This window comes from Nonomuraea sp. 10N515B (genome assembly GCF_052245915.1).
GTDB lineage: Bacteria > Actinomycetota > Actinomycetes > Streptosporangiales > Streptosporangiaceae > Nonomuraea.
This window is the reverse complement of sequence record NZ_JBQQBQ010000001.1, coordinates 1-23,126: the sequence shown is the minus strand read 5'-3', so window position 1 is coordinate 23,126 and position 23,126 is coordinate 1. Positions and strand designations below refer to the sequence as shown.

The 23,126-nt window shown below is 71.3% G+C and carries 17 protein-coding genes and 1 pseudogene; 11 read left to right on the top strand and 7 right to left on the bottom strand.

Annotated elements, in window-relative coordinates:
- Positions 1-29: 29 nt before the first annotated feature.
- From ACTWQA_RS00090 to ACTWQA_RS00075, 4 genes are all read left to right on the top strand, one after another.
- Positions 30-1,418: a hypothetical protein gene (locus ACTWQA_RS00090; RefSeq protein WP_443157252.1), complete on the top strand. Its 1,389-nt coding sequence runs from the start codon at positions 30-32 to the stop codon at positions 1,416-1,418.
- Between the two features lie 80 nt (positions 1,419-1,498).
- Complete coding sequence (locus tag ACTWQA_RS00085; protein WP_443157637.1) at positions 1,499-2,773, top strand: VWA domain-containing protein; 1,275 nt, start codon at positions 1,499-1,501, stop codon at positions 2,771-2,773.
- A gap of 12 nt (positions 2,774-2,785) precedes the next feature.
- Entirely contained in the window at positions 2,786-3,901 is a 1,116-nt protein-coding gene (locus ACTWQA_RS00080; RefSeq protein WP_443157251.1) for an ATP-binding protein, read from the top strand.
- Entirely contained in the window at positions 3,898-6,645 is a 2,748-nt protein-coding gene (locus ACTWQA_RS00075; RefSeq protein WP_443157250.1) for a hypothetical protein, read from the top strand. Before ACTWQA_RS00080 ends, ACTWQA_RS00075 begins: the two co-directional genes overlap by 4 nt.
- A gap of 100 nt (positions 6,646-6,745) precedes the next feature.
- Here ACTWQA_RS00075 and ACTWQA_RS00070 read toward each other — a convergent pair whose 3' ends face one another.
- The gene (locus ACTWQA_RS00070; protein ID WP_443157249.1) at positions 6,746-7,141 is read right to left on the bottom strand and encodes a RidA family protein; all 396 of its coding nucleotides are present in this window, start codon (positions 7,139-7,141) and stop codon (positions 6,746-6,748) included.
- 207 nt (positions 7,142-7,348) lie between these two features.
- On the opposite strand from ACTWQA_RS00070, the gene ACTWQA_RS00065 reads away from it, so the two are divergent.
- From ACTWQA_RS00065 to ACTWQA_RS00055, 3 genes are read left to right on the top strand one after another with little or no spacing between them, the layout of a single operon-like run.
- Positions 7,349-9,172, top strand: a complete 1,824-nt coding sequence (locus tag ACTWQA_RS00065; protein WP_443157248.1) for a serine/threonine-protein kinase — start codon at positions 7,349-7,351, stop codon at positions 9,170-9,172.
- A 44-nt stretch (positions 9,173-9,216) separates the two neighbouring features.
- Positions 9,217-9,897 (top strand): histidine phosphatase family protein, encoded by a 681-nt coding sequence (locus ACTWQA_RS00060; protein WP_443157247.1) that lies wholly within the window; start codon positions 9,217-9,219, stop codon positions 9,895-9,897.
- Between the two features lie 2 nt (positions 9,898-9,899).
- Positions 9,900-10,928, top strand: coding sequence for a Vgb family protein (locus tag ACTWQA_RS00055; protein ID WP_443157246.1), 1,029 nt, complete (start codon positions 9,900-9,902; stop codon positions 10,926-10,928).
- Positions 10,929-10,936: 8 nt separating this feature from the next.
- On the opposite strand, the gene ACTWQA_RS00050 is transcribed toward ACTWQA_RS00055, so the two are convergent.
- Complete coding sequence (locus ACTWQA_RS00050; protein WP_443157245.1) at positions 10,937-11,761, bottom strand: polysaccharide deacetylase family protein; 825 nt, start codon at positions 11,759-11,761, stop codon at positions 10,937-10,939.
- Positions 11,762-12,165: 404 nt separating this feature from the next.
- Between ACTWQA_RS00050 and ACTWQA_RS00045 the strand changes: the two genes are divergently transcribed.
- Positions 12,166-12,762 (top strand): hypothetical protein, encoded by a 597-nt coding sequence (locus ACTWQA_RS00045; protein WP_443157244.1) that lies wholly within the window; start codon positions 12,166-12,168, stop codon positions 12,760-12,762.
- Between the two features lie 54 nt (positions 12,763-12,816).
- Here ACTWQA_RS00045 and iscB read toward each other — a convergent pair whose 3' ends face one another.
- Positions 12,817-14,118: an RNA-guided endonuclease IscB gene (gene iscB / locus ACTWQA_RS00040; protein WP_443157243.1), complete on the bottom strand. Its 1,302-nt coding sequence runs from the start codon at positions 14,116-14,118 to the stop codon at positions 12,817-12,819.
- A gap of 736 nt (positions 14,119-14,854) precedes the next feature.
- On the opposite strand from iscB, the gene ACTWQA_RS00035 reads away from it, so the two are divergent.
- Together ACTWQA_RS00035 and qcrB are read left to right on the top strand one after the other, a co-directional pair.
- On the top strand, positions 14,855-15,094 hold the full coding sequence (locus ACTWQA_RS00035; protein ID WP_443157242.1) for a hypothetical protein: 240 nt from the start codon (positions 14,855-14,857) through the stop codon (positions 15,092-15,094).
- Positions 15,095-15,162: 68 nt separating this feature from the next.
- A complete protein-coding gene (gene qcrB, locus ACTWQA_RS00030; protein WP_443157241.1) occupies positions 15,163-16,653 on the top strand; it encodes a cytochrome bc1 complex cytochrome b subunit in 1,491 nt (496 codons plus the stop codon).
- Between the two features lie 70 nt (positions 16,654-16,723).
- On the opposite strand, the gene ACTWQA_RS00025 is transcribed toward qcrB, so the two are convergent.
- Positions 16,724-18,529: a glucodextranase DOMON-like domain-containing protein gene (locus tag ACTWQA_RS00025; protein ID WP_443157636.1), complete on the bottom strand. Its 1,806-nt coding sequence runs from the start codon at positions 18,527-18,529 to the stop codon at positions 16,724-16,726.
- Positions 18,513-19,988 (bottom strand): hypothetical protein, encoded by a 1,476-nt coding sequence (locus ACTWQA_RS00020; protein WP_443157240.1) that lies wholly within the window; start codon positions 19,986-19,988, stop codon positions 18,513-18,515. The genes ACTWQA_RS00025 and ACTWQA_RS00020 overlap by 17 nt, the downstream gene beginning before the upstream one ends.
- A gap of 126 nt (positions 19,989-20,114) precedes the next feature.
- On the opposite strand from ACTWQA_RS00020, the gene ACTWQA_RS00015 reads away from it, so the two are divergent.
- Positions 20,115-21,290: an Ig-like domain-containing protein gene (locus ACTWQA_RS00015; protein WP_443157239.1), complete on the top strand. Its 1,176-nt coding sequence runs from the start codon at positions 20,115-20,117 to the stop codon at positions 21,288-21,290.
- 35 nt (positions 21,291-21,325) lie between these two features.
- On the opposite strand, the pseudogene ACTWQA_RS00010 reads toward ACTWQA_RS00015, so the two are convergent.
- Both ACTWQA_RS00010 and ACTWQA_RS00005 read right to left on the bottom strand, forming a co-directional pair.
- A pseudogene (locus ACTWQA_RS00010) lies at positions 21,326-21,700 on the bottom strand (response regulator transcription factor); the annotation flags it as partial.
- 108 nt (positions 21,701-21,808) lie between these two features.
- Positions 21,809-22,948, bottom strand: coding sequence for an RNA-guided endonuclease InsQ/TnpB family protein (locus ACTWQA_RS00005; RefSeq protein ID WP_443157635.1), 1,140 nt, complete (start codon positions 22,946-22,948; stop codon positions 21,809-21,811).
- Positions 22,949-23,126: the final 178 nt, after the last annotated feature.

The following is a 23,126-nucleotide window of genomic DNA, read 5'->3' as shown; positions in this document are numbered from 1 at the left end:
CGTTTCACGGGCGCGGAGGTGGAGTGCTGATGCTCGACGTACAGCTTGGCGAGCTGCTCAGTGGCGCGCCGGCCGGAGCCGATGAGGCGCTCGAGTTGGTGGCGGGGTTCGACGGCGCGCTCGTTCACGGGTTCGCGCGGATCGGAGAGGAGCCGGCCGCGGCGCTCGGCGCGCTGGCGGGTGCGCTGGCGGCCAGCCCGCTCGGCGACCGGATCGGCGAGTCCGTGGAGAAGGTGGTCGCGGGGTCGATCGGTGACGAGCATCTGGCGGCGCTGGCCGGTGGGCGGGCCGCGTTGACGGGGGCGGTGCACGATGCCCTGCTCGGCCGCCTCGATGCGGCGCTCGGACGCACGCGGGCCTCCTGGGAGGCGGCTCCCGCGACCGGCGGCCACCCGGACAATCTGCTCGCCGGATGCCGGGTGTGGCTGCGCGAGCTGGCCATCGTCGGCTGGCGTGGTGTCGACCACGACGTCGTCTCCTCGTCGGACCAGGCGATCGAGGCGCTGCTCGCCGTGCCGGAGCTGCGCGGGCTGGCGGTGCTGCTCGACGGCTTGGCGGCGGAGCTGCGGGCCTCGTGCCCGGTGAGCACGATGGAGCGGGTGCCCACGCGCAGATGGGCCGACCTGTGGATGCGTGCCCTGCTGCTGTCGCAGTCCGGCTCCTGGAACGGTGGCGCCGAGCAGGTGTCGGGGCGGCTGCTCATCCTGGGCGCCGACGTGCACGAGCACGCCACGGTCGTACGCGTCCAGGTCCACGCCATCCTCGAGCCGGCCGGAGGCGCGCCGGCCAGGCTCGTACGCACGAGCGTGGCGGCGGCGAAGGTCGACACGATCGTCGGCCCGGCCATGTGGCGGCTGATGGGCGGCCACCCGGTGCTGATGGGCGCGCTGGCCGAGCACCGCAGTCTGGAGATCACGGACCTGCCCCTGCTGGCCGGCGGCGACCTGGTGTGGCACGACGACCGGGCCCGCGCGGGCGAGGAGGCCGACCCGTTCGCGACCGCCCGCGTCCAGCTCGGCGCGGCCGTCGCCGCGCCGGTCCCGCCGCTCGACCGCCATCCCGTGCGCATCGCCGAGCCCGTGCTGATCGAGGGCTACACGGTCGAGGGAGAGACGCTGGAGCTCGGCGGAGGCAACACGATCACGCTCGACCTGGACCGGTTACCGTCGTCCACGCCGCTCACACCCGAGCTGGTGGCGGCGTCCTCCGCGTGCATCGGGCTGCTGCGCTGGGACGGCGGGCGGTGGCTGCTGCAGCCGCTCGCGGTGCAGGCCACGGTCAAGAAGAAGCCCGTCGCCGTGCACACCGGCAACTGGGCGATGGGCCCCACCGACCCCAAGGTGGTCAAGGCTGAGGCGAAGTCCGGCGACGCGGTCGCCGTGCTGCGCGAGCGGGCAGGGCGGCTGCTGCGCAAATGAGCGACCTCACAGACAACGAAGCCGCCTACGAAGCCGCCAACCAACCCGCTTACGAAGCCGACGCCGGGCAGAGCGCCGGCATGACGCGGCGGCAGGTGCTCTACTGGCGGCTGCTGTCGCGGCTGTTCGTCCCCGATGAGCAGGCCGCACTGGAGACCGCCAGCGTCGCCATCGTCGACGATCTCGGACTGCCGCCCGCCTTGCTCGACCCGGGCGTCTCCGTCGACACCCTCGTGCAGCGCTTCCCCGAGCTGGGCGTCGAGCTGCAGGACCTGATGGTGGAGAAGGAGCACGAGGCGGGCGACGAGGTGCGCCGCGCCGCCCTGGTCTCCAAGCTGCTGCTCAACGTCTTCTCGACGGGCGGCGGCAACGTCACCGCGGCCCAGCTGGAGCGCTGGAAGCAGGACGCGGCCTGGTTCGAGAAGGGCATGGGCTGCGAGCCGGGCGGGCTGCGGCACAGCCCGGGCGACGAAGAGGTGGCCGCGGTCCTCGCCAACATCGAGGGCGACCTGGTCAAACGCATGCACCTGCGCGAAGTGCTCGCCGACCCGGCGCTGGCCAGGCAGCTGACGCCCAGCATGTCGCTCATCGAGCAGCTCCTGCACGACAAGCACAACCTGTCGGGCGTCGCGCTGGCCAACGCCAAGGCGCTGATCCGCAAGTTCGTGGACGAGGTCGCCGAGGTCCTGCGTACCCAGGTGGAGAAGACCAGTGTGGGCGTCATCGACCGGTCGGTGCCGCCGAAGCGGGTCTTCCGCAACCTCGACATCGAGCGCACCATCTGGAAAAACCTCACCAACTGGAGCCCAGAAGACCAGCGGCTCTACGTGGACCGGCTCTACTACAAGCAGACCGCCCGCCGCACCACCCCGGCCCGGCTCATCGTCGTCGTCGACCAGTCGGGGTCGATGGTGGACGCCATGGTCAACTGCACCATCCTGGCATCGATCTTCGCGGGCCTGCCCAAGGTGGACGTGCACCTGATCGCGTACGACACCCGGGCGCTCGACCTGACCCCGTGGGTGCACGACCCCTTCGAGGTGCTACTGCGCACCACGCTCGGCGGCGGCACCGACGGCACGGCGGCGATGGCGCTGGCCAGGCCGAAGATCTCCGATCCGCGTAACACCGTGATGGTGTGGATCTCGGACTTCTACGACAACCGGTCGCTGATCAACGACTTCGAGGCCGTGCACCGCTCGGGCGTCAAGTTCATCCCCGTCGGCTCGGTCAACAGCTCCGGCTACCAGAGCGTCGACTCGTGGTACCGCCAGAAACTCAAGGACCTGGGCACCCCGGTGATCTCAGGCCACATCCGCAAGCTCGTCTTCGAGCTCAAAAACTTCCTCACCTAGGAGAAACCTCGCATGAGTGACGATATGCTGCGCGCCCCCGCAGAGGTGAAGTACGCGGAGGAGCTCGACTGGCTGGAGTCGATCGACGACGGCCCCAAGCCGTTCACATGGCGGCTGAGCCCCCGCATGATCCGGCTGTTCATCCTCGGTTCCGAGCGCTCCGACGGGCTCGACAGACAGATCCCGCAGAAGTGGTTCGGCGACCGCAGCTTCGTCGAGCGCGCCATCGTGACCCTGGCCTCCGACAGGGGCCTGCTGCTGATCGGCGACCCGGGCACCGGCAAGAGCTGGCTGGCCGAGCTGCTGTCCGCCGCCATCTGCCGCAACTCCACGCTCGTGGTGCAGGGCACCGCCGGCACCACCGAGGACCACATCAAATACTCGTGGAACGTGTCCATGGTCATCGCCAAGGGCCAGTCCCGCGAGTCGATGATCCCGTCGCCGATCATGACGGCGATGGAGGGCGGCGTGATCGGCCGCTTCGAGGAGCTGACCCGCTCCACCAGCGACGTGCAGGACGCGCTGATCTCGATCCTGTCCGAGAAATACGTCTCCATCCCCGAGCTCGACGACGACAACATCGTCTTCGCCCAGCCCGGCTTCTCCATCATCGCCACCGCCAACAGCCGCGACCGGGGCGTCAACGACCTGTCGTCGGCACTCAAGCGCCGCTTCAACTTCGTCCGCATCCCGGTGGTGACGAACAAGAAGAGCGAGGCGGAGATCGTCCGCTTCCGTACCGAAGAGCTGCTGCGCCGGCACCAGATCGAGCTGGACCTGCCGCCGACGCTGCTGGACATCCTGCTGCAGAGCTTCGCCGACCTGCGCTCCGCCGCCGCCTCGGCCACCAGCGACGACGAGAAGCTGGAGTCGGCGCTGTCCACGGCCGAGCAGATCGGCGTGCTCGAGGACGCGATCCTGCACAGCCACTTCTTCGGCGACCGCGTGCTGCGCGCGCAGACCCTCGCCGGCTCGCTGGTCGGGTCGCTGGCCCGGCGCAGCCCCGAGGACCTGGCGATCCTGAACAAGTACTGGCACGGCGTCGTCGAGCCCCGCAGCAAGAAGGGCGGCGGGCCGTGGCAGGAGTTCCTCGAGGGCGGCCGCGAGGCGATCGCCACTCTGTCATGAGCACGTTCGACCCGCTGCGGGAGCAGCTCGCTCAGGCGGCGCGGGAGTTCGGCGGCGACACCGTGTCCGGCATCCTGTCGGGGATGGTGAACGACGTCGACCGGGCGTTGCGCGAGGAGCTGGAGATCTTCCCGGTCTGCCACCACTCGCCGGCCTCGGCGCTGGCGATGGTGCGGCGGCTGCGTGAGAAGCAGCCGAAGGTCATCTACCTGGAGTTGTGCGAGGACCTGCGGCCGCTGCTGACCGAGCTGCGCAACTGCCGGCTGCCGGTGGCGGTGCAGGCGTTCGCGACCGACCTCGACGGCTTCCCGAAGGCGTGGGCGCCGCTCAGCGTGGTGGCGCCCATCACGGAGGCGTCCGCCGAATACCAGGCCATCTCGTACGCGCTCGAAACGCCGGGCGTGGAGCTGGTCCTGGTGGACCGCTCGACCGACCACGTCTTCCAGTGGGCGCCCAAGGAGGAGGCGCAGAAATCCCCCAAGGAGGAGGAAGCCGGCCTGCACGGCGACGCGGTCGGCGTCGAGATCGGCGACCTGCGCCCCCGCTTCGCCGAGCTGGAGGAGCACCTGCTGCACCACGGCAAGGTGCGGCACTGGTCGGAATGGTGGGACCAGTACGTCGAGCAGCCGCTGTCCGGCGCGGACTACGACACCTACCGCCAGGTGATGGTGCTGATCGGCAGCCTGTTTCGCCGCCTCAACCCCGACGGGCACCGGCTGAGCGTGGACGAGGACCGCGAGCGCTACATGTGGACCAGGATGCGCGAGCACCTGGCCGCATCCGGCGCCGACCCGGCCGACTGCCTGTACGTGTGCGGCGCCTTCCACGCCGCCAGTCACGTCGAGCAGTTCGGCCTGCGCTCCACCGCCCCCTTCGAGATCACCCCGCGCACGAACACCAAGTGGCTCTACGGCCTCATCCCGTCCAGCCACTCGGCCATCGAGGCCCAGTTCGGCCTGGCCTCGGGCTCGGTGTCGATCGCGGCGGCGACGTGGGCCAAGGCGGTGACCCGCAGCGGCCTGACCCCGTTCCAACTGACCGGGCAGAAGGGCACGCGCAAGCGCATCGCCAAGCTGCCCGCCCCCAAGCCGGCGATCGCGGCGGCCGACAAGCTGACCGGGTTCCTCTCACGGCCGCCCGCGCTCGACGAGCTGGACCAGTCCGAGCTGCTCGGCTGGTGCGTCGACATCGTCCGGCTGGCCCGCCGCAACGGCTACCTGGCCAGCACCGCCGACGCGATCGCCGTGTTCGAGACGTCGATCCTGCTCGCCGGCATCCGTAACCGGGCCAGGCCCACCCCGTACGACTTCCAGGACGCGGCCGTCACCTGCATCGAGAAGGACGTCGTGCCGGGCCGCAGGGACGTGCGCCGGCTCTGCGAGATCCTGCTCGGCGGCGACCGCGTCGGCGTGGTCGGCTACGACGCGTTGCCACCGCTGGCCAGAAACGTCTACGACCGGCTCGAACCGCTCGGCCTGGACCTGACGAAACGGACGATCCAGCGGGCCCTGCTCGACCTCAACGCCGACCCCGAGCTGGTGCCCTGCTCCGACCTGCTGTGGATGCTGCGTTACCTGCTGCCGCACGACGCGGTGCGGCCCATCATGGGGGAGCGGAGGCTGGGGGAGCGGTCGATCCAGGAGAGCTGGGACCTGTCCTTCGGCAAGCACCAGCGCTCCATCATCGAGCTCGGCTACGAGGGCGTCACCATCGAGCAGGTGATGGAGCAGCGGCTGCGGCGCAAGGTCTGGGACCCCAGGGCGACCGCGGCCGACGCGCTCGCCGCGGTCGAGGACGCCATGCTCTACCTGGGCAGCAGGCGCTTCGCCGACGAGCTCGGGGCGCGGGCCGTGGAGCTGCTGGCGACCGAGCGGAGCGTGGACGACGCGCCCGAGGTGCTGCGCAGGATCCGGCGGCTGATGGCCTACTACCGGGCGAACGAGCCGGAGCTGCCGGCCTGGTGCGAGGAGTTCGCCACCGCCGGCTACGCGCATTACTGCACCCTGTTGCCCACGGCCTTCGTGGACGACGACACCGGGGTGCGGCAGGTGGCCGCCATGCTCGGGTTCCTGTTCTCGATGGAGAGCCTGGCGCTGGCGCTCGGCTGCGACCGGGCGCAGCTGGAGCTTGCCGTGCAGCAGTCGCATCCCGAGGCGCCGGCCAAGGTGGCGGTGTTGTGGGCCGCGCGGACCCAGCTCGGACTGCTGACCCAGGCCGAGCTGCGCAGGCGGTGCGACGAGCTGCTGGCCAACCCGCTGGTGGTGCCGTCGTTCCCGCAGTACATCATGGGGTTCGTGCAGGCCATCGAGCCGGTGCCGGCGCTGTCGGGGTTCGTGGTCGAGGTGATCTCCAAGGCGTTCGGGCGGTTGCCCGACAACGTGTTGCTGCCGTGGTTGCCCCGGCTGATCACCACCTTGCGGGATCAGGCCGGTGAGCTGATGCCGGCGCTCGTCCGCGAGGCCGGGCGGACCTTCCCCGGCAGCCTGGCCGCCGTGGACGCCTGGACGCCGCCGTGGTCGGCGCGGCCCGCACCGCCCAAGGCGGCCTCCGCGCCGCTGGCGTCGGGGCCGGTGGCCGAGCTGCTCCTGGGGCATCCGGCGGCCTGCGACGCCGTGGCGGCGCTGCTGGGCTGTGAGGGCGAATGGCGGGCGCCCGCGGCCGCCGGGGCCGAGCACCGGGAGGCCCGCGCGCTGCTGGCTGAGCACCCGGAGCCCGCGCTGGCGGTGGCGGCCTTGCTGGCCTGACGCCGAACCGGCCGTCGCGGGCACCTCGCCGGATGCCCGTGACGGCCGGCCTTCGCGCCGGTCGGCGGCAGCCGGGCGATGCGCGACGTGAGTGCCAGGACTACTCCGGCGAGGTGATCAGCGCGACCGCCTCGACCTCGACCAGCTGGTCCGGGTAGCCGAGGACGGTGATGCCGAGCAGCGTGCTGGGCACGTCGTGGGCGCCCATGTGGTCGCGGTAGACCTTCCACGCCTCGACCAGGTCGTCCCGCCGGGACGAGGCCACGTACACGGTGGTCTTGACGACGTCGGTCAACGCGGCGCCGGCGCTGCCGAGCGCCGTGACGAGGTTGCGCATCACCTGGTGGGTCTGCCCGGCGACGTCCCCCACGGCGACGGTCGTGCCGTCGGCGTCCAGCGGGCAGGCGCCGGCCGCCCAGATGGCTCGCACCGGCACGTCGGCGACGGCCGCGTACGCGTACTCAACGGTCTGCGCGAGGTCGGGGCTGCGGATCAATCGAACACCAGGTGTCACGAAAACCTCTCAGAATACAAAGCTGGATGGATATCTGAATAATCGGCTAACGGGAAATGTCTTTCCGGTGATGCCCGGCGGAAAGCGAGGCCGGTGCCCGATTATGTCCCCTCTTCGGGTAATCCAGCCAACCCTTTTCGATCGTAGTATCCGGTGCTGAGGTCCCTGCTGACACGAAGAAGGTGGGCATTGTCGCGTCCACAGCCCGGCCTTGGGCAGATCTCCGGCTACCGGCTCACCGGGTCTCTCGGTGACGGCGGCCAGGGCACGGTGTATCGCGGCCTGAGCCCGGACGGCGACGAGGTCGCGATCAAGGTGCTGCACGCCCGGATGTCGGAGGACGCCGAGGAGCGCCGCCGATTCTTCCGGCAGGTGGAGCTCGCGCGCCGGGTGGCGCCGTTCTGCACCGCCAGGGTCCTCGACATGGGAATGCATGACGACCGGCCGTACATCGTGAGTGAATACGTGCGCGGCGAGTCCCTCGACCGCGTGGTCAGGCAGGAGGGCCCGCGCACCGGCGGCGGGCTGGATCGGCTGGCGGTCGCGACCGCGACCGCGCTGGCCGCGATCCACCGCGCCGGGGTCGTGCACCGCGACTTCAAGCCCGCCAACGTCATCCTCGGCCCCGAGGGCCCGGTGGTGATCGATTTCGGCATCTCACGGGCCCTCGAGCACGCGGTCACCCAGTCCGGGGCGTTCGGCACACCCGGATACATGGCGCCCGAGCAGGTCAGCTCCGACCAGATCGGGCCGGCCGCCGACGTCTTCAGCTGGGCCGCCACGATGGTGTACGCGGCCACGGGCCGCAGGCCGTTCGCGGGCGCGTCGGTTCCGGCCGTGCTGCACGCGCTGCTGTACGAGGAGCCGGACCTGACCGGCGTGCCGGAATCGTTGCTGCCGCTGGTGACCTCCTGCCTGAACAAGGACCCCGGACGCCGGCTCACGGCCGACGACCTGGTCCGCGCCCTGACCGGCGGCGACACCCTCCCGACCGCCGAGATCACCGAGTCGGTGACCCCGCCCTCGCCCGCGACGTCGCGGGCGCGGCGGGTGCCCAGGAGCGCGCTCGCGGCCGTCGCCGCGGCGCTCGCGGCCGTGGTGGTGGCGGTAGTGATGTGGCCGCAGCCGCGGGTCACCCGCGACCCCGGACCCGTACGCACGACCGCGCAGGGCGCCCCGTTCGGCAAGGAGCTCGGCAAGCCGCTGGCCGGCCACACCAACGATGTGCGGGCGGTGGCCGTCGGCACGCTCGGCGGCGTCCCCGTCGCGCTGACGGGCTCCGACGACGAGACCGCCCGCGTCTGGAACCTGCGTACCTCGCAGGAGGCCGGCCGGCCGCTCGCCGGGCACACGGAATGGGTCAGAGGAGCCACGCTCGACCAGCTCGATGCCGTGCCGGTCGCCGTCACCGCGAGCGACGACGACACCGCGCGCGTCTGGGACCTGCGGACGGGCAAGCAACTCGGCGCGCCGCTCGCCGGTCACAAGGGCGCGGTGTGGGCGGTGGCCGTCGGCCAGGTCGGCGGCGCGCCCATCGCGGTGACCGCCGGCGACGACGCGACCGTGCGGGTGTGGGACCTGAACTCCAGGAAGCAGCTCGGCGCGCCGATGACCGGGCATTCCGGGTGGGTGCGGTCGGTGGCGATCGGCAACCTGGCCGGCACGCCGGTCGCGGTCACCGGCGGCGAGGACATGACGGTGCGGGTGTGGGACCTGGGCGCCAGGAAGGAGCTCGGCGCGCCGATGACCGGGCACACCGGCTGGGTCTGGTCGGTCGCGATCAGCAACCTGGACGGCACGCCCGTGGCCGTGACCGGCGGCGAGGACGCGACCGTGCGCGTGTGGGACCTGGGCACCAGAAAGCCGCTCGGCACGCCGTTCACCGGGCACGCCGACAGCGTCTGGTCGGTGGCGGTCGGCCTGCTCGACGGCCGGCCGATCGCCGTCAGCGGCAGTAGGGACCAGACGGCCCGGGCCTGGAGCCTCGGCCCGCCGTACCCCGCGGGAGGCTGACACTTTTACGCGGCTTTGCGGTCGGCAGGCGTAGCGTCGTGGGCGTGAGGTCCAGCCTGGCGCTGCTTGCCGCCTGCGCCTGCCTCCTGGCCGGTTGCGGCGGGCCGGCCCCCCTGCCCGCCGCACCATCACCGGCACCCGCCGCGTCGTCATCCGTCCCCGCGACGTCGCCCGAGGCCGGCGCGACGGCGGACGGTGGGCCGGCCACGGCGGACGCCGGGCTGGTCGGGCGGTTGCGGCGCGGTGGCTATGTCCTCTACATCCGCCACACGGCGACCGAAGCCACCCAGGACGACCCCAACCCAGACCTTTCCGACCCCTCCACGCAGCGCAACCTCTCCGCGGAGGGCAGAGCGCAGGCACGGGAGATCGGCCAGGCCGTCAGGCGGCTGCGCATCCCCATCGGCGAGGTGCTCGCCAGCCCCTACCGGCGCACCCGTGAGACCGCCGAGCTCGCGTTCGGCAAGGCGCGGGAGAGCCGTGACCTCATCAACGAGATCCATCCGGGCACCGACGACGACGCGCTGGCCGCGGCCCTTCGCCGGCTGCTGTCCGGCCGCCCCGCCCAGGGCGTCAACACCGTGCTGGTCTCGCACGGCTTCAATCTGTCCCGCGCCACGGGCCTGTCCTCGGCTGAGGGTGAGACGTTCGTCTTCGCCCCCGGCGGTGGTACCGAGCCGGTGGCCAGGATCGGCGTCGACGATTGGCGATCACTGAAGGAGTAGCCGTGACCCGCTTGGCAAGCGTACTGACGCGAAGCGCACCGCTCGCGGTGTTGCTCGTGCTCGCCGCCTGCACCGCCGCACCCACCGCCCCTCCTGCTCAGACGGCCGGCCCCGCGCAGACCGGTGCGGCCGCCGGGCCGGCCGTGCAGCGGTTCGAGGTGCCGAGCGGAGCCGGGCCGCACGACGTGGCCCCCGCCGCCGACGGCGGTGTGTGGTTCACCGCGCAGAGCGCGGGCTACCTCGGCCACCTCGACCCCAAGACGGGCAAGGTGACGCAGGTGCCGCTGGGCGACGGCTCCCGACCGCACGGCGTGATCACCGGGCCGGGCGGGCACGCCTGGGTGACCGACAGCGGGCTCAACGCGATCGTCCGGGTGGACGCGGACAACCGCCAGGTACGCACCCACCCGCTGCCCGGAGACCGCGCGGGCGCCGACCTCAACACGGCGGCGTTCGACGCCGCGGGCGTGCTCTGGTTCACCGGCCAGAGCGGCGTCTACGGCCGGCTGGCGCCGGACACGGGAAAGATCGACGTGTACGACGCCCCGCGCGGTCCCGGACCGTACGGGATCACCGCCACGCCCGATGGCGCCGTCTACTACGCCTCGCTGGCCGGCAGCCACATCGCCAGGATCGCGCCGGACACCGGCCGCGCCACCGTGCTCGAACCTCCGACCGCCGGCCAGGGCGCCCGCCGCGTCTGGGCCGACAGCACCGGCCGCGTGTGGGTCAGCGAGTGGAACGGCGGCCGCCTCGGCCGCTACGACCCCGCCTCAGACGCGTGGAAGGAATGGCGGCTCCCCGGGGACGCCCCGCAGCCGTACGCCGTCTACGTCGACTCCGCCGACATCGTCTGGATCAGCGACTTCGGCAGCGACCGGCTGATCAGCTTCGACCCCGCCACCGAGCGCTTCACTCCCGCGAACGGCGAGGCCGCGGCGGTGCGCCAGATCCACGGCCGCCCCGGTGAGGTGTGGGGCGCGGCGTCCGGCCAGGACGCGCTGCTCCTCGTCCGGACGGCCTCCGGATGAGCGGGAGCTCAGAGCAGGCTGGAGGCGCCGCTGTAGGCCACGGGCGGTGGGTTGCCGCCGAATAACTGGCTGACGGTGACGAACGTGTAGCCGCGCGCGGACAGAGTCTTCAGAATCCCCGGCATGGCCCGCACCGTCGTGGGGTGGATGTCGTGGAAGAGCACGATGCTGCCGGGGCGCACCGCCTTGAGGGCCTTCTTGGTGACCTTGGCGCTGTCACGGTGCAGCCAGTCCAGGGTGTCCACGCTCCACATCACCATCGGTCGTGTGCTCTGCATGCGCACGGAGGCGTTGAGCGCCCCGTACGGCGGACGGATGAGGCGCGGCACGAGCCCCGTCACCGCCTTGATCGCCTGGTCGGTACGGGCGAACTCGGCGCGGACCGCGGCAGCAGGCAGCCGGGTCAGGTTGGCGTGCGACCAGGTGTGGCCGCCGATCTCGTGCCCCGCCGCGACGGTGCGGCGCAGGATGGCGGGGTAGGCGGTGACGTTCTGCCCCACGACGAAGAACGTGGCCCGCGCGCGGTGGGCCTTCAGCCGGCGCAGCAGCGCGTCCGTGTACAGGCCGGGCCCGTCGTCGAAGGTGAGCGCCACACACTTGACGCGGCGGCAGTCGACCGGGCGGCCCCGCACGTCGCGCGCCGCGGCGAGCAGCGGCCGCATCAGCGCCTGCGATGCCTTCGACCAGGTCCCGGCCAGATCCGTGCCCGTAGGTAACGCGGTGACGCCGCCGTCCTTGACGCCGGGCCGCACTGCCGCTTGGACCGTTCCAGTGTCGGCCGCCAGCTGGCCGGTGACGCAGGCCGCCGTGGTCAGGACGGCCGTGGCGAGCATCCTCGCCACCCCCCGTCTCGCCCCAGGCCGTGCCGCCCGGCGCGATCCAGCATCGATGTTCATTGATCCCCCTTGAGCACCGCCCCGGTGCGGTTGTGTCTGATGGTCGCGCTCGCACGGGGACTCCGCTGGTCACGTAAGCTGCCGCTCTCCGCCCCCAGGCTCGTCGCCCCGCGCATGCATGCGGTCCCGGCTCTCGCCGGGACCGCCCCATATGAGTTCGACAGCTGTCGTTCGTCCTTAGTTCGCGGGAGACCGCTTTCCGGATGAAACGAGTTGGCGGTCCGCCGGACCGGCGCGTTGCTTGATCCCCCGTTCCCAGGCCGAGGATCATGCGAAGAATGGGACTGGACTACTACCTAATCTCCACCTCCGTGAATGACCGGTCACCGGCAGGAGTCCTGGTGGAGGAATTCGTGCTCGGCGAGGACTTCACCGCGGCCGGCATCGACAGCGCCGAATGGGGATCGGAGACTGGCGCTTGGTTGGCGGCCCCGGAGGTGAGCCGGGCCATCCGGTCCGATGGCGCCCTGCGCAGGAGGGTGATGCCGGTGGACCGGCGGGACGCCCGCGACGCCTACGCGTACCTCGGCGGGGGCGAGCTGCCCCAGGAGGATCGGTTGCGCGACTTCTTCCGGCGCCGCCAGCCTCTTCCCGCCTCCGCGCCGCTCCATCTGGGCACCGCGCCGGCCAAGGCGCGCCGCTACCGCATCCTGTTCGCCGGCGAGCTCGGCGCCGACGGGCTGGCGAAGGCGCAGGCGGTGCTGCGGCTGGAGCCGACCGGCGACCCGCGCGTGGTCGGCAAGGCGTCGGGCAGTGCTGGTGGCCACGGCTTCACTTGGGAGCTGCGCCGCATCGGGGCCGGCATCGCCTGGTGTGTGGACGTGACCGTACGGTTGGGCGCCGGGCCGCTCGCCATGCTCGGCGCGCTCCTGCACCACCACCGGCAGGCCGTCCGCGGGCAGGGGCTGATCCCGGTGACGGTTGAGCGCTTCGCCTGATCTCATCAGATCACCGCGTGGAGGCCCTGCGTTCAGGCAGGAGAAGAAAGCGGCCTACAGCCGGGATGATTCCTCCTGAAACGTGTAGGCGTATCCATCCGCTCGTTGCAGCAGCCGGACGTGACGGTGGCTGATGCCTTGGACGGTTGCGTGGGCGGTGGTGATGTTGAACTTGCCGGTCGCGCGGACGGCGACGCGGCCGGTGTGGGTGCCTTGCCTCTTGCCGGTGGGTACGACGGCGGTCACTAGGTCGCCGGTGGCATAGCCGAAGAATCGTTTGTGCCGGGGCAGGCGAAGGCGAGGAAAGCCGTGCTTGTCGGTGCGGGTCCGGGCGTGAGTGCCGCGGCCGGTGCACCCGATGACAAGCACGGCAGACACGGTTGCGGTGATGGAGTCCAGCTTGCCAACGGCCAGGGCGTCTAAGGTGTGGGCCTTGGGCAGTCCCATTCGAGTGCGGTTCCACTTGGTGCGGCCCCCGGAGGCCACATGGGTCGGGAGACGGGCATTGAGCTCCCGCCACAGCGCCCAACCGGTAGTCTGCACGGCGGCGGCGTCTCGGAGTGGGGCCTTAGCTTGTGCGAGAATCTTCGCCAGCAGGTTCGGCTTGCGGGCGAGATAATCCTCGATGGGCTGGTTGCCTTTGGCCTGGTTGCATGACACGCAGGCCAGGGTCAGATTGTCGACCCGGTCGGTGCCGCCGCGGCTGCGGGGGTGGATATGGTCGATGTTCAACGGGACACCCGCACCGCCGCAGTAAGCGCACCGCCGCTTCCACTTGGCCAGCAGATACTCCCGGACCTCGTACCCAGCGAGGGTGCCCCGCTGGTGTTCCACCCCTTGCAAAGACCGACCAGCGGAGACGGCATGGGTGTCGAACGCGACCCGCTCCACGTGCACCGCCCGCACCGGTGCCCAGCGGGCCAGACGGTCCACCCATGATGCGGTCGTGACCACACGGTGGCGGAGAGATGGCGCCAGCCAGCCTGACGGCCGGGTTCGGTTGGAGAAGCGCGGCGCGCGGTAGCGCAGGTTCCGGCTGCGGCGGCCGCGCCGGTAGGCGGCCCGCTGCTGCATCTTCGTGCGGATCGAGGCGCCGCGATGATCGAGCTGGATCGCGAACCTGGCGCGACGCTCGCCGGCCTGGGCAGTGAACACCGAGATCCCGGTGTGCCGGGAGCCGGGGTCGACACCCAACTCCACCCCATCGATCTCGCTGTCGGCGGCGGTGCGGTCCTTGAGGCGGATGACGAACGGCGTATGCCGGTGAACAACGGCTCTTCCCATCTTGAGGAGCTTGCGGGCTCGTGCGGGGGCGCAGGGTTGCAGAGGATGTCCGTGCTTGTCGAGCACGAACACATACGGGTGGCACTCACGTGCCTGCTCCCGAACCGGGTGGTCCGGGGTGACGCCCTCGGCGGCAGGTGAACTGCCGAGGGTCTCCTCTCGCACATGTCCCGCGCCGGGTGCCGCTCGGCGGCGGCCCTCGGTCCCCGTTTCGTCCCTGATCCCGGGGTTGTCTGCTGGACCGAGTTCCAGAGCAGGCTGCTGAGGAGGCACAGCCTGGTGGGTCTTTTGTCCTGCGCGGAACGTAGCCAACGTTGGTCACCTCCTACCTTGGTGTTGGCTGGTGCTGGTAACACATGGGCCTCAGCTATCACACGCTGAAGGCCCCCGCGTTTACGCGCGGGGGATCCGGTTACGCCATGAATGGACTACTCGCAATCTCCACTTCGGCATAGGGCCGGTCGCATGCATGAGTCCTCCCCCTGCATGACCTGCACACCACCTCGCAATCTTTACGGTGAGTGACTGTTAGACTACCAAGACGCGCCTGTTCTGGGTAGAACGTTTGAGCGATGGGTCGCCGCCAGGTGCGATCAGTCTTTGAGAGCGAACCAGTTGAGCACCTTCCAAACGCTGCTCGGCCCGATGATGGCTGGCCGGATCCGGGCAAGCCGCCAGGACAACCGGATCAGGGGACGGGGAGGGCGGGCACGGCCGCCAACTGGGCACCGCGCCGACCAGGGCGTGCCGTTACCGCATCCTGTTCGCCGGCGAGCTGGGCGCGGACGGGCTGGCAAAGGCGCAGGCGGTGCTGCGGCTGGAGCCGACCGGCGATCCGCGCGTGGTCGGCAAGGCGTCGGGCAGCGCCGGCGGCCACGGGTTCAGCTGGGAGCTGCGCCGCATCGGGGCCGGCATCGCGTGGTGCGTGGACGTGACCGTACGGCTCGGCGCCGGGCCGCTCGCCATGCTCGGCGCGCTGCTCCACCACCATCGGGAGGCCATCCGCGAGCAGGGGCTGATCCCGGTCACGGTCGAACGTTTCGCCTGAGTGTCACATTTCGTCGCCCGGGAGCGTCATGGAGGTGAACGGATAAACCGACCTGACGTGGGGTGGCGATGAAGGGCAGCTCACTGGCCAAGGCGCTCGACGACCGGATCGGCGGGGCCGCCTTCATGAAGAAGGCGATGCGCAAGGTCTTCCCCGATCACTGGACGTACTTACTCGGGGAGATCGCGCTGTACTCCTTCGTGGTCGTCCTGCTCACCGGCGTGTACCTCACGTTCTTCTTCAAACCGGCGATGCATGAGGTGGTCTACAACGGCGCCTACGTGCCGCTGCGCGGGGTGCGGATGAGCGAGGCGTACGCCTCCACGCTGGAGATCAGCTTCGAGGTGCGCGGCGGCCTGCTGATGCGGCAGATGCATCACTGGGCCACGCTCGTCTTCCTCGCCGCCATCGTCGCCCACCTGCTGCGCAACTTCTTCACCGGCGCGTTCCGCAAGCCCCGGGACCTCAACTGGCTGATCGGCGTGCTGCTGTTCGTGCTGGTGATGTTCAACGGGCTGTTCGGGTATTCGCTGCCCGACGACCTGCTGTCCGGCGCGGGGCTGCGTATCCTGCACGGCGTCACGCTGTCGGTGCCGCTGGTGGGGACGTATCTGGCGGCGTTCCTGTTCGGCGGCGAGTTCCCCGGCGACGACATCATCGCCCGGCTCTACAGCATCCACGTGCTGTTGATCCCCGGGCTGCTGCTCCTGCTCATCCCGCTGCACGCGGTGGTGCTGACCTGGCGGCAGACGCACACCCAGTTCCGCGCCAAAGGGCTGAGCGACCGGGTGGTGCGGGGGGCGCCGTTCTTCCCGGCGTTCCTGGCCAAGACGACGGTGTACTTCCTGTGGGTGCTCGGGGTGGTCGCGCTGCTGGCCACCGTGTTCCAGGTCAACCCGGTCTGGCTGTACGGCCCGTACGTGCCGAGCACGGTCAGCGCGGGCTCGCAGCCGGACTGGTACATGGGCTTCCTGGAGGGGGCGCTGCGGATCATGCCGCCGTGGGAGTTCACCGTCTTCGGCTCCACGGTGACCATGAGCGTGCTGATCCCCGCGCTGGGCGCGCCGGGGCTGCTGTTCACCGCGCTGGCCGTGTACCCGTTCGCCGAGCGGTGGATCACCCGCGACCACGCCATCCACCACCTGCTGGACCGGCCGCGTGACGTGCCGAACCGGGTCGGCATCGGCATCGCCGGGGTCGTCTACTACGGCGTGTTGTGGATGGCCGGCGGCAACGACCTGATCGCCTCGACCTTCCACATCTCGCTCAACGCGACGACGTGGATCTTCCGTGTCGCGGTCGTAGCCGGGCCGGTGCTGGGCTTCATCGTCGCCCGGCGCATCGCCCTGGGGCTGCAGGCCCGCGACCGGCACACCGCCGCCCACGGCGTGGAGACCGGGGTGATCGTACGCGGTCCGGAGGGCGGGTTCGCCGAGGTCGAGCGGCCGGTCACCGAGGAGGAGACCGCGGTGCTCGTGCCGCCGGCGCCGAACGGCGACGTCCCCGCCCCCGTGGGGCGGCGCCTCCGCGACGCCGCTCAACGCTCGTGGACGCGGTGAGTCCAGGCGCCGGTGCCGGCACGTGGATGCGGTGAGCTCCGGCGGTGGGTCCGGCACGTGGATGCGGTGATCAGGGGACCGGGACGGCGGGCACGGCGACGGGGCCGGGCAGTGGGTTGAGCACGTCCGCCTGAGTCTGCCCGGCCGGCACGATCACGTCCATCGCCTTGGGCACGGTGCCCGGATCCGCCGCGCACAGCGGATCGGTCCCGCCCGCGGCGCACACGCCGAACCGGTACGGCTGCGGCGTCGCGGCGAAGCCCCTGGCCTGGTCGGCGCTGAACCCGTCCTGCCCGGTCAGCACGACCGCGAACCGCCACCCGGGCCCCGGCGTGCCGAACGTGCTCTTGGGCAGCGCGACGGTGATCGTCCGCGTCGTCCCAGAGGCCCGGACCGCCGCACCCGCCTGGGCCGCGCCGCCGGCCGTCACCCACACCGGTGCGGCGAACCCTTGCACCTCCACCCGCTGCGTCCACGCATCCTGCTCGGCGATGCGGTAGTTACGCTGCGGGAACGCCGCCTCGGTCGACCGCGCCGCCACGGCCGGGTCCTGGACGTACACGTCGAGCAGTTGCGCGCCCATCTGGTTGCCGAACGTGGGGGACAGGTCGCGGAGCTCCGCCCGCAGGTAGACGGTCGTCGCGTCCGTGATCACCTGGAATCTGCGCAGGTCGAAGGCGCCGTCGTGGAAGTCGGCGGCCGTGGGGTACGCGTAGGTGCCCGGCCCGTCGTCGTCCCCGTCAGGGTCGGTCACGTCGAGCACGGTCGTGGCGCCGACGATGTCGCCGATCACCGTGCGCCGGGCGTGCGCGGTGCGGCCGTCCGAGGAGGTGGCGGTCACCGTGAGCACGACCTCGCCGAACGACACCGGCGCCTGGGCCGTGAACGCGCCGTCCGCGCCCGCCCGCACCGAGACGATCCGGGTGGGGGCGCCGGTGTCGATGGGCGTCGCGGCGACGTCCACCCGCGCGCCGGGCGCCGTGCTGCCTTCGACCGTGACCGACGTGCCGGCCACCGCGGTCCCGTCGGCCGGGGCGGTCACGGTGAGCGGGGCGGCCTGTGGCATGCCGCGGTCGACGTAGCGCCGGCGGACGACATCGGGCTGCTCGACCGGGCGGGTGGAGCCGAGCGACAGGATCAGCCGCAACGCCTGGGCCTGCGCCCAGGTGAGCGGCGACGCCGACCCGGCGGGGCCGCCGTCGCGCATGCCGATCGAGGCGGTGGCCGGGTCCGCGCCGTAGGGCGAGGCGGCCAGGTCGGGGTTCTCCCACGCCTGCTCGGGGACCAGCCCGGTGCCCGACGACATGCCGCGCATGGCCTCGAGCAGCGCCGCCGCGGTCCCCCGGTCGCCCGTCTGCAGCGCCTGCTCGGCCCGCTCCCCGGCCAAGACCGGCCACACGTGTCCCGAGCCGGTGTTGCCGGTCAGCCACGGCTTGCCCGAGGGCGCGCAGGACGTCGGGTCGGGCTCGTAGCAGTCGCCGTACCCGTCCTCGGTGCCCTCGGTGTCGGAGCCGTAGCGGTACCAGCCGGGGCCGCTCGCCGTCGTGCGCTTGATCACCCGGTCCACGACCGGCAGGCCGGCCAGCACGTCCGGGTCGTCAGGCGGCAGGATGCCGAGCCTGGTCAGCTCCAGGAACCCGGCGTCCACGACCCGCCGCTGATCCTCGGTCGGCCCGCCGTTGCCCAGGTTGTACGACACCGCCGCGTCCGGATCGCCGTCGCGGGACAGGCGCAGGAAGTAGCGCGAGGCGTACGGCCCGGTCGTCGTGACGGTCCACCCCTTGACCGACCGCGCGAAATGATCGGCCGTGGCCCGGTACAGCCTGGCCCGCGCCTGGTCGCCGTGCCTGGCCGCGAGCTCACCGGCCGCGACCAGCCCGGCGATCTCGGCCGCGATCGTGGACGGGGAGTAGCCCGACTGCTCCTCCCCACCGCTCCACCCCGAACGCCGGACCGTGCGACACCAGGAAGTCGGCCGCCGCCCGCACGTCGTCCCACACGCCGGTCAGCCCGGACTGGTAGGCCATCAGGATCGGATAGGCGGTCTCGTCCAGCTGGTCGCCGCCCGAGTCGGGCGCCAGCGCGCCGTTCAGCAGCGAGTTCCGCGGCAGCCGCCCGTCCGGCAGCTGCTGGCGCTCCAGCAGGAACCGGGCCGTGTCCCTGGCCGTCGCCACGTCGCCGGCGGCCAGGAAACCGGTGAACGCCTCGTACAGGTCGCGCGAGAACACCTCGCGGTAGGAGCCGAAGTAGACCGCCTTGCCGCCGACCAGGTCGCCCGCCGACACCGCCTGCCCCCACGGGCTGGCGAGCGACGCCACGACCGCGCCGGGGAACGTCTTGTCCTCGCTGGCCTTCAGCACGTTGGCCGACAGCCGGTAGAAGTCCGCCTGAGCGGCCGGCGGCCGGCGCAGCCCGGCGTCGTAGGCCGCCCAGCCGCCCTCGTACCGGGCGCGGGTCGCCGGGAACGGCCGGGCGGCGGCCTCGCCCGCGACCCGCAGCGCGGCGGCCCTGCTGCGGCCGAACCCCAGCGCGAACGTCACCTCGCCGCCCGCGTCGAGCGGCAGCCGGGCGGTGGCGACCACGTTGCCGTCCGGTGCCTCGGCGTAGGGGGTGAGCGTGCGGGCGGCGTCCAGTTGGGCGGCGCCGTCGCTGGAGGTGCCCGCGTACCCGACGCTCGCCTGCGGCAGCCGCCGCTCGGCCCGCAGCGCCAGGTGGGTGGGCACCGCGTAGTCGCGGGCCGGGGCCGAGGTCTCGGTGTTCTCGTCCGCGATCACCGGCGCGCCGGTCGCCCCGTCGACGACGCCGCTGTCCGCGCCGCCGTTCGCCGGGCCGCCGCCGCCGCTGCCGTTCACGCTCGCGTCCAGGCGCACGTACAACCGCAGCCCGGGCGGTTGCAGCCGGGTCCGCACGACGACGGCGTTCCTGTCCGGGTCGGTGAGGTAGGTCGTGGTCAGCCGGTAACGGCCGTTCTTGCCGGCCGAGGTGATCGTGCACGTCATGCCGGAGCGGTCGGTGGCCACCTCGTACGTGGTGTCGCGCGACTGGAGCTCGGTGAACGTGCTGCCGTCGGTCACCACGAACTGCATCGTCTCGACGTTCGTGTTGTCGATCGTGGGCTCGTACACGTCGGACAGGACGCCGCCCGCGACCGTGTACCAGACCTTGGACGTCTTGTTCGCGGCCGTGCCCACGCAGTCCTTGCGCGCCAGCCCGAAGTGCGACAGTGCCCCGGGCCCGCCCGGGGCGGGGGTCGCGGCCAGCACCGGATCGACGGGGACGGCGACCAGCGCGGCGGAGCATACCAGGGCAAGGACGGACCGACGCAGCGCGAGCATGGCAGCTCCCCTTCCGATCATCCCCGTACCGTCGAGGGAAGACCGGCGCCGGCCTTGTGTCAACCCTGCCAACGCGGGAAGAAAGTCCAACGGTGACCTTTTTGTCGGGCACGGGAGGCATCCACGATGCGGAACGGCCGGACCATCGCGAGTATCCTCGCCGCGGCGGTGCTCCTGATCGCGGGATGCACCTCCGGCGGCGGCACCCCGGCGCCGGGCAGACCTGTGGAGCAAGGGCCGGTGGCCAAGGTGGCGATCACCCCTGCCGACGGCACGAAGAAGGTGCCCCCGGACACCGGGATCAGCGTCAAGGTCACCGACGGCAAGGTCACCAAGCTGACCGTCGCCGACGCCAAGGGCCGGGAGGTACGCGGCTCGGTGGCCGCCGACGGGACGTGGCGTCCCCGATGGGCATTACGGCCGTCCACGGCGTACACCGTCAGCGCGGAGGCGACGGGCACGGACGGCAAGCCGGTCGCGGCGCAGGCCAGGTTCACCACGCTGAAGCCGAAACGGGTGCTGGAGAGCGGCATGTCGCCCCTGGACGGTGAGAAGGTGGGCGTCGGGATGCCCGTGCAGCTCCTGCTGTCCCAGCCGATCACCGCCAAGCAGGACCGGGCCAGAATCGAGCGGGCGCTCGTCGTGCGCATGTCCAAGCCGGTCGAAGGGGCCTGGAGCTGGGTGAGCGACCGGGAGGTGCAGTTCAGGCCGCGCGAGTACTGGCCGGTCGGTGAGAAGGTCACGGTGGTGGCGCATCTGACCGGACTGCGCGCGGGCGCCGGCCTGTGGGGGACCAGGGACCGCAGCCTGACCTTCACGGTCGGGCCCTCGCACATCACCAAGGTCAGCGCCGAGACCCACCAGGCGGTGGTCCGGGAGAACGGGAAGGTCGTCAAGACCATCCCGGTCAGCCTCGGAAAACCGGGGGACGACAGCTACTCCGGCGTCATGATCGCCCAGGAGAAGGCCGGGGACCTCGTCATGGACTCCGCCACCATCGGCAAGCCGGGCGAATACCGCATCCGTACGCAATGGAACGTCCGGATGACCTACAGCGGCACCTTCTTCCACGCCGCCCCCTGGTCGGTCGGGGCGCAGGGCAGCCGCAACGTCAGCCATGGCTGCGTGAACGCCGGCCCGGCGAACGCCCGCTGGTTCTACGAGTTCACCCAGCGGGGCGACATCATCGAGGTGACGGGAACGTCCAGGAAGCTGCAGTTCGGCAACGGGCCCACGCCGTGGGCGAAGTCCTGGGAAGACTGGCTCGCGGGCAGCGCCTTGGGCAAGCCCGTCAACGGCTGACCCGGCCTGCGCGGCGGCGGGTTCCTGGTGGCCTTCTAACCCTGCCCGCCCGGAACCACCAGCCCGGACTCGTACGCGAACACGACCAGCTGCGCCCGGTCACGCACGCCCAGCTTGGTCATCGACCTGCTCACATGCGTCTTGGCGGTGGCCTCGCTGATCACCAGATGCGCGGCGATCTCCTCGTTCGACATGCCCCGCCCCACCAGGGACACGATCTCCCGCTCCCGCCCCGTCAGCCGCTCCGACCCCGGCACGGGCGCCGGACGTGGCGGCGTGCTCACGTACTCCTCGATCAGGCGGCGCGTCACCGACGGCGACAGCAGCGCCTCGCCCCGGGCGGCCACCCGCACCGACTGCAGCAGGTCGCCCGGTTCGATGTCCTTGAGCAGGAACCACCAGCCACCCGCTCAGCAGATTCATCCCGCTGGCGGCCGCCGGATCCTCCTCGGCCCTCGGCCAGCGCCATGAGCCCTTGACGTGCTCCTCCACATGAATGTGGAGGATTCCTGTGCTGCTTACGCAGCAGCTCGCGGCGCGGGTGCGGGCGAGGCTGTGGGACAGGATGCTTGACGCTTCACAGGCCCCGGTATCCCGGAGTCTCCACGTCCTGTGACCGCCCGTCCGGCGGCAGAGTTGTACCGATGAAGCTGGTTTCGGGCGGCGTTGGTATCGGCGTTGCCGATCCATCCGCATGCCAGGTTCTGGCACGCGAACCGCGACTGCGTTTCGCGTGATCCTGCAGTGGTGGTGTGGCAGCGGTGGCATTCTTGGCTGGTGCCGTGTGGGCGGACCGTGGCGACCACGCCGCCGCGGTCGGCGCTCTTGTAGGTCAGGAACTCCACCGTTCGACCCCACGCCTCGCCCGCGATCGAGCGATTCAGGCCCCGCTTTTGGGCGACGCCGGCCCCCGGCTCCTGCGCGGTCCCGGACGCCGAGGCCACCATGTCGGTGATTTTCAGGTCTTCGACCACGATCGCGCTGAACCGCCGCGCGAGGTCGGTCGTGCTCTGATGCTGCCAGTCGACGGCTCGGCGCTTGGCTGTCGCGCGGAGCCGGGCGATCTGGTCGTAGGTGCGGCGTTCCCGGTTGGAGACCGGGACGCCCTTCTCGCGGGTGGCACGCTGACAGGCGCTTTTGCGCTCCAGACGCAAGAGCCGCTCGCTCTGCCCGCTGGTAAGCCACGGGCCGTGCCGAAGGTGTTCCCCGTTGGACAGGGCGAGGGGGACCGTGATGCCCCGGTCCATGCCGGCCTTCGGCCCGGTATGCAGGACGGGGGCGGATACGAGCAGCTCGGTACGGAAGACGATGTTCCACCCGTGGGCTTGTTTCACCAGTCGAGCCCCGGTGACCCTGCCGGATGGTCCGCCCTTGGTGACACCGGGCAGATCTTTTGTCCAGCGGAACCTCACCCGCCCGAGTTTGGGCAGGTTCACCGCACCCCACCTGCGGTTGATCCGGGTGATCTGCAAGTCGCGGGCCTGGGGGACGTCCACGGCCATCCGGGAGGAGAACCGGCCCTTGAACGTCGGGCGCTTGGCCGGGTGGTCGGGGTTGAAGTAGTTCGCCCACGCCTGCCGGTAGGTCTTCAGTACGGCTTGCGCGGCCTGAGCGGGCAGTTGCCCCATCCACTCGAGTTCGTGGCGGGCCTGCCGAATCGCCGCATCGCACTCCTTCAGTGACGCGAACCGGCCCTGGCGGAAGGTCGTGAACTCGTGAAAGTCGGCCCGGAGCGCGGTTCTGGCCTCTCGGCCAGCCCGTTTCTCCGGACCGCTTCCCGCACCCGCCGTGCGCCTCTCAACGCAACGGGCGCTCCACAAGCCCCGCTTGTGTCCG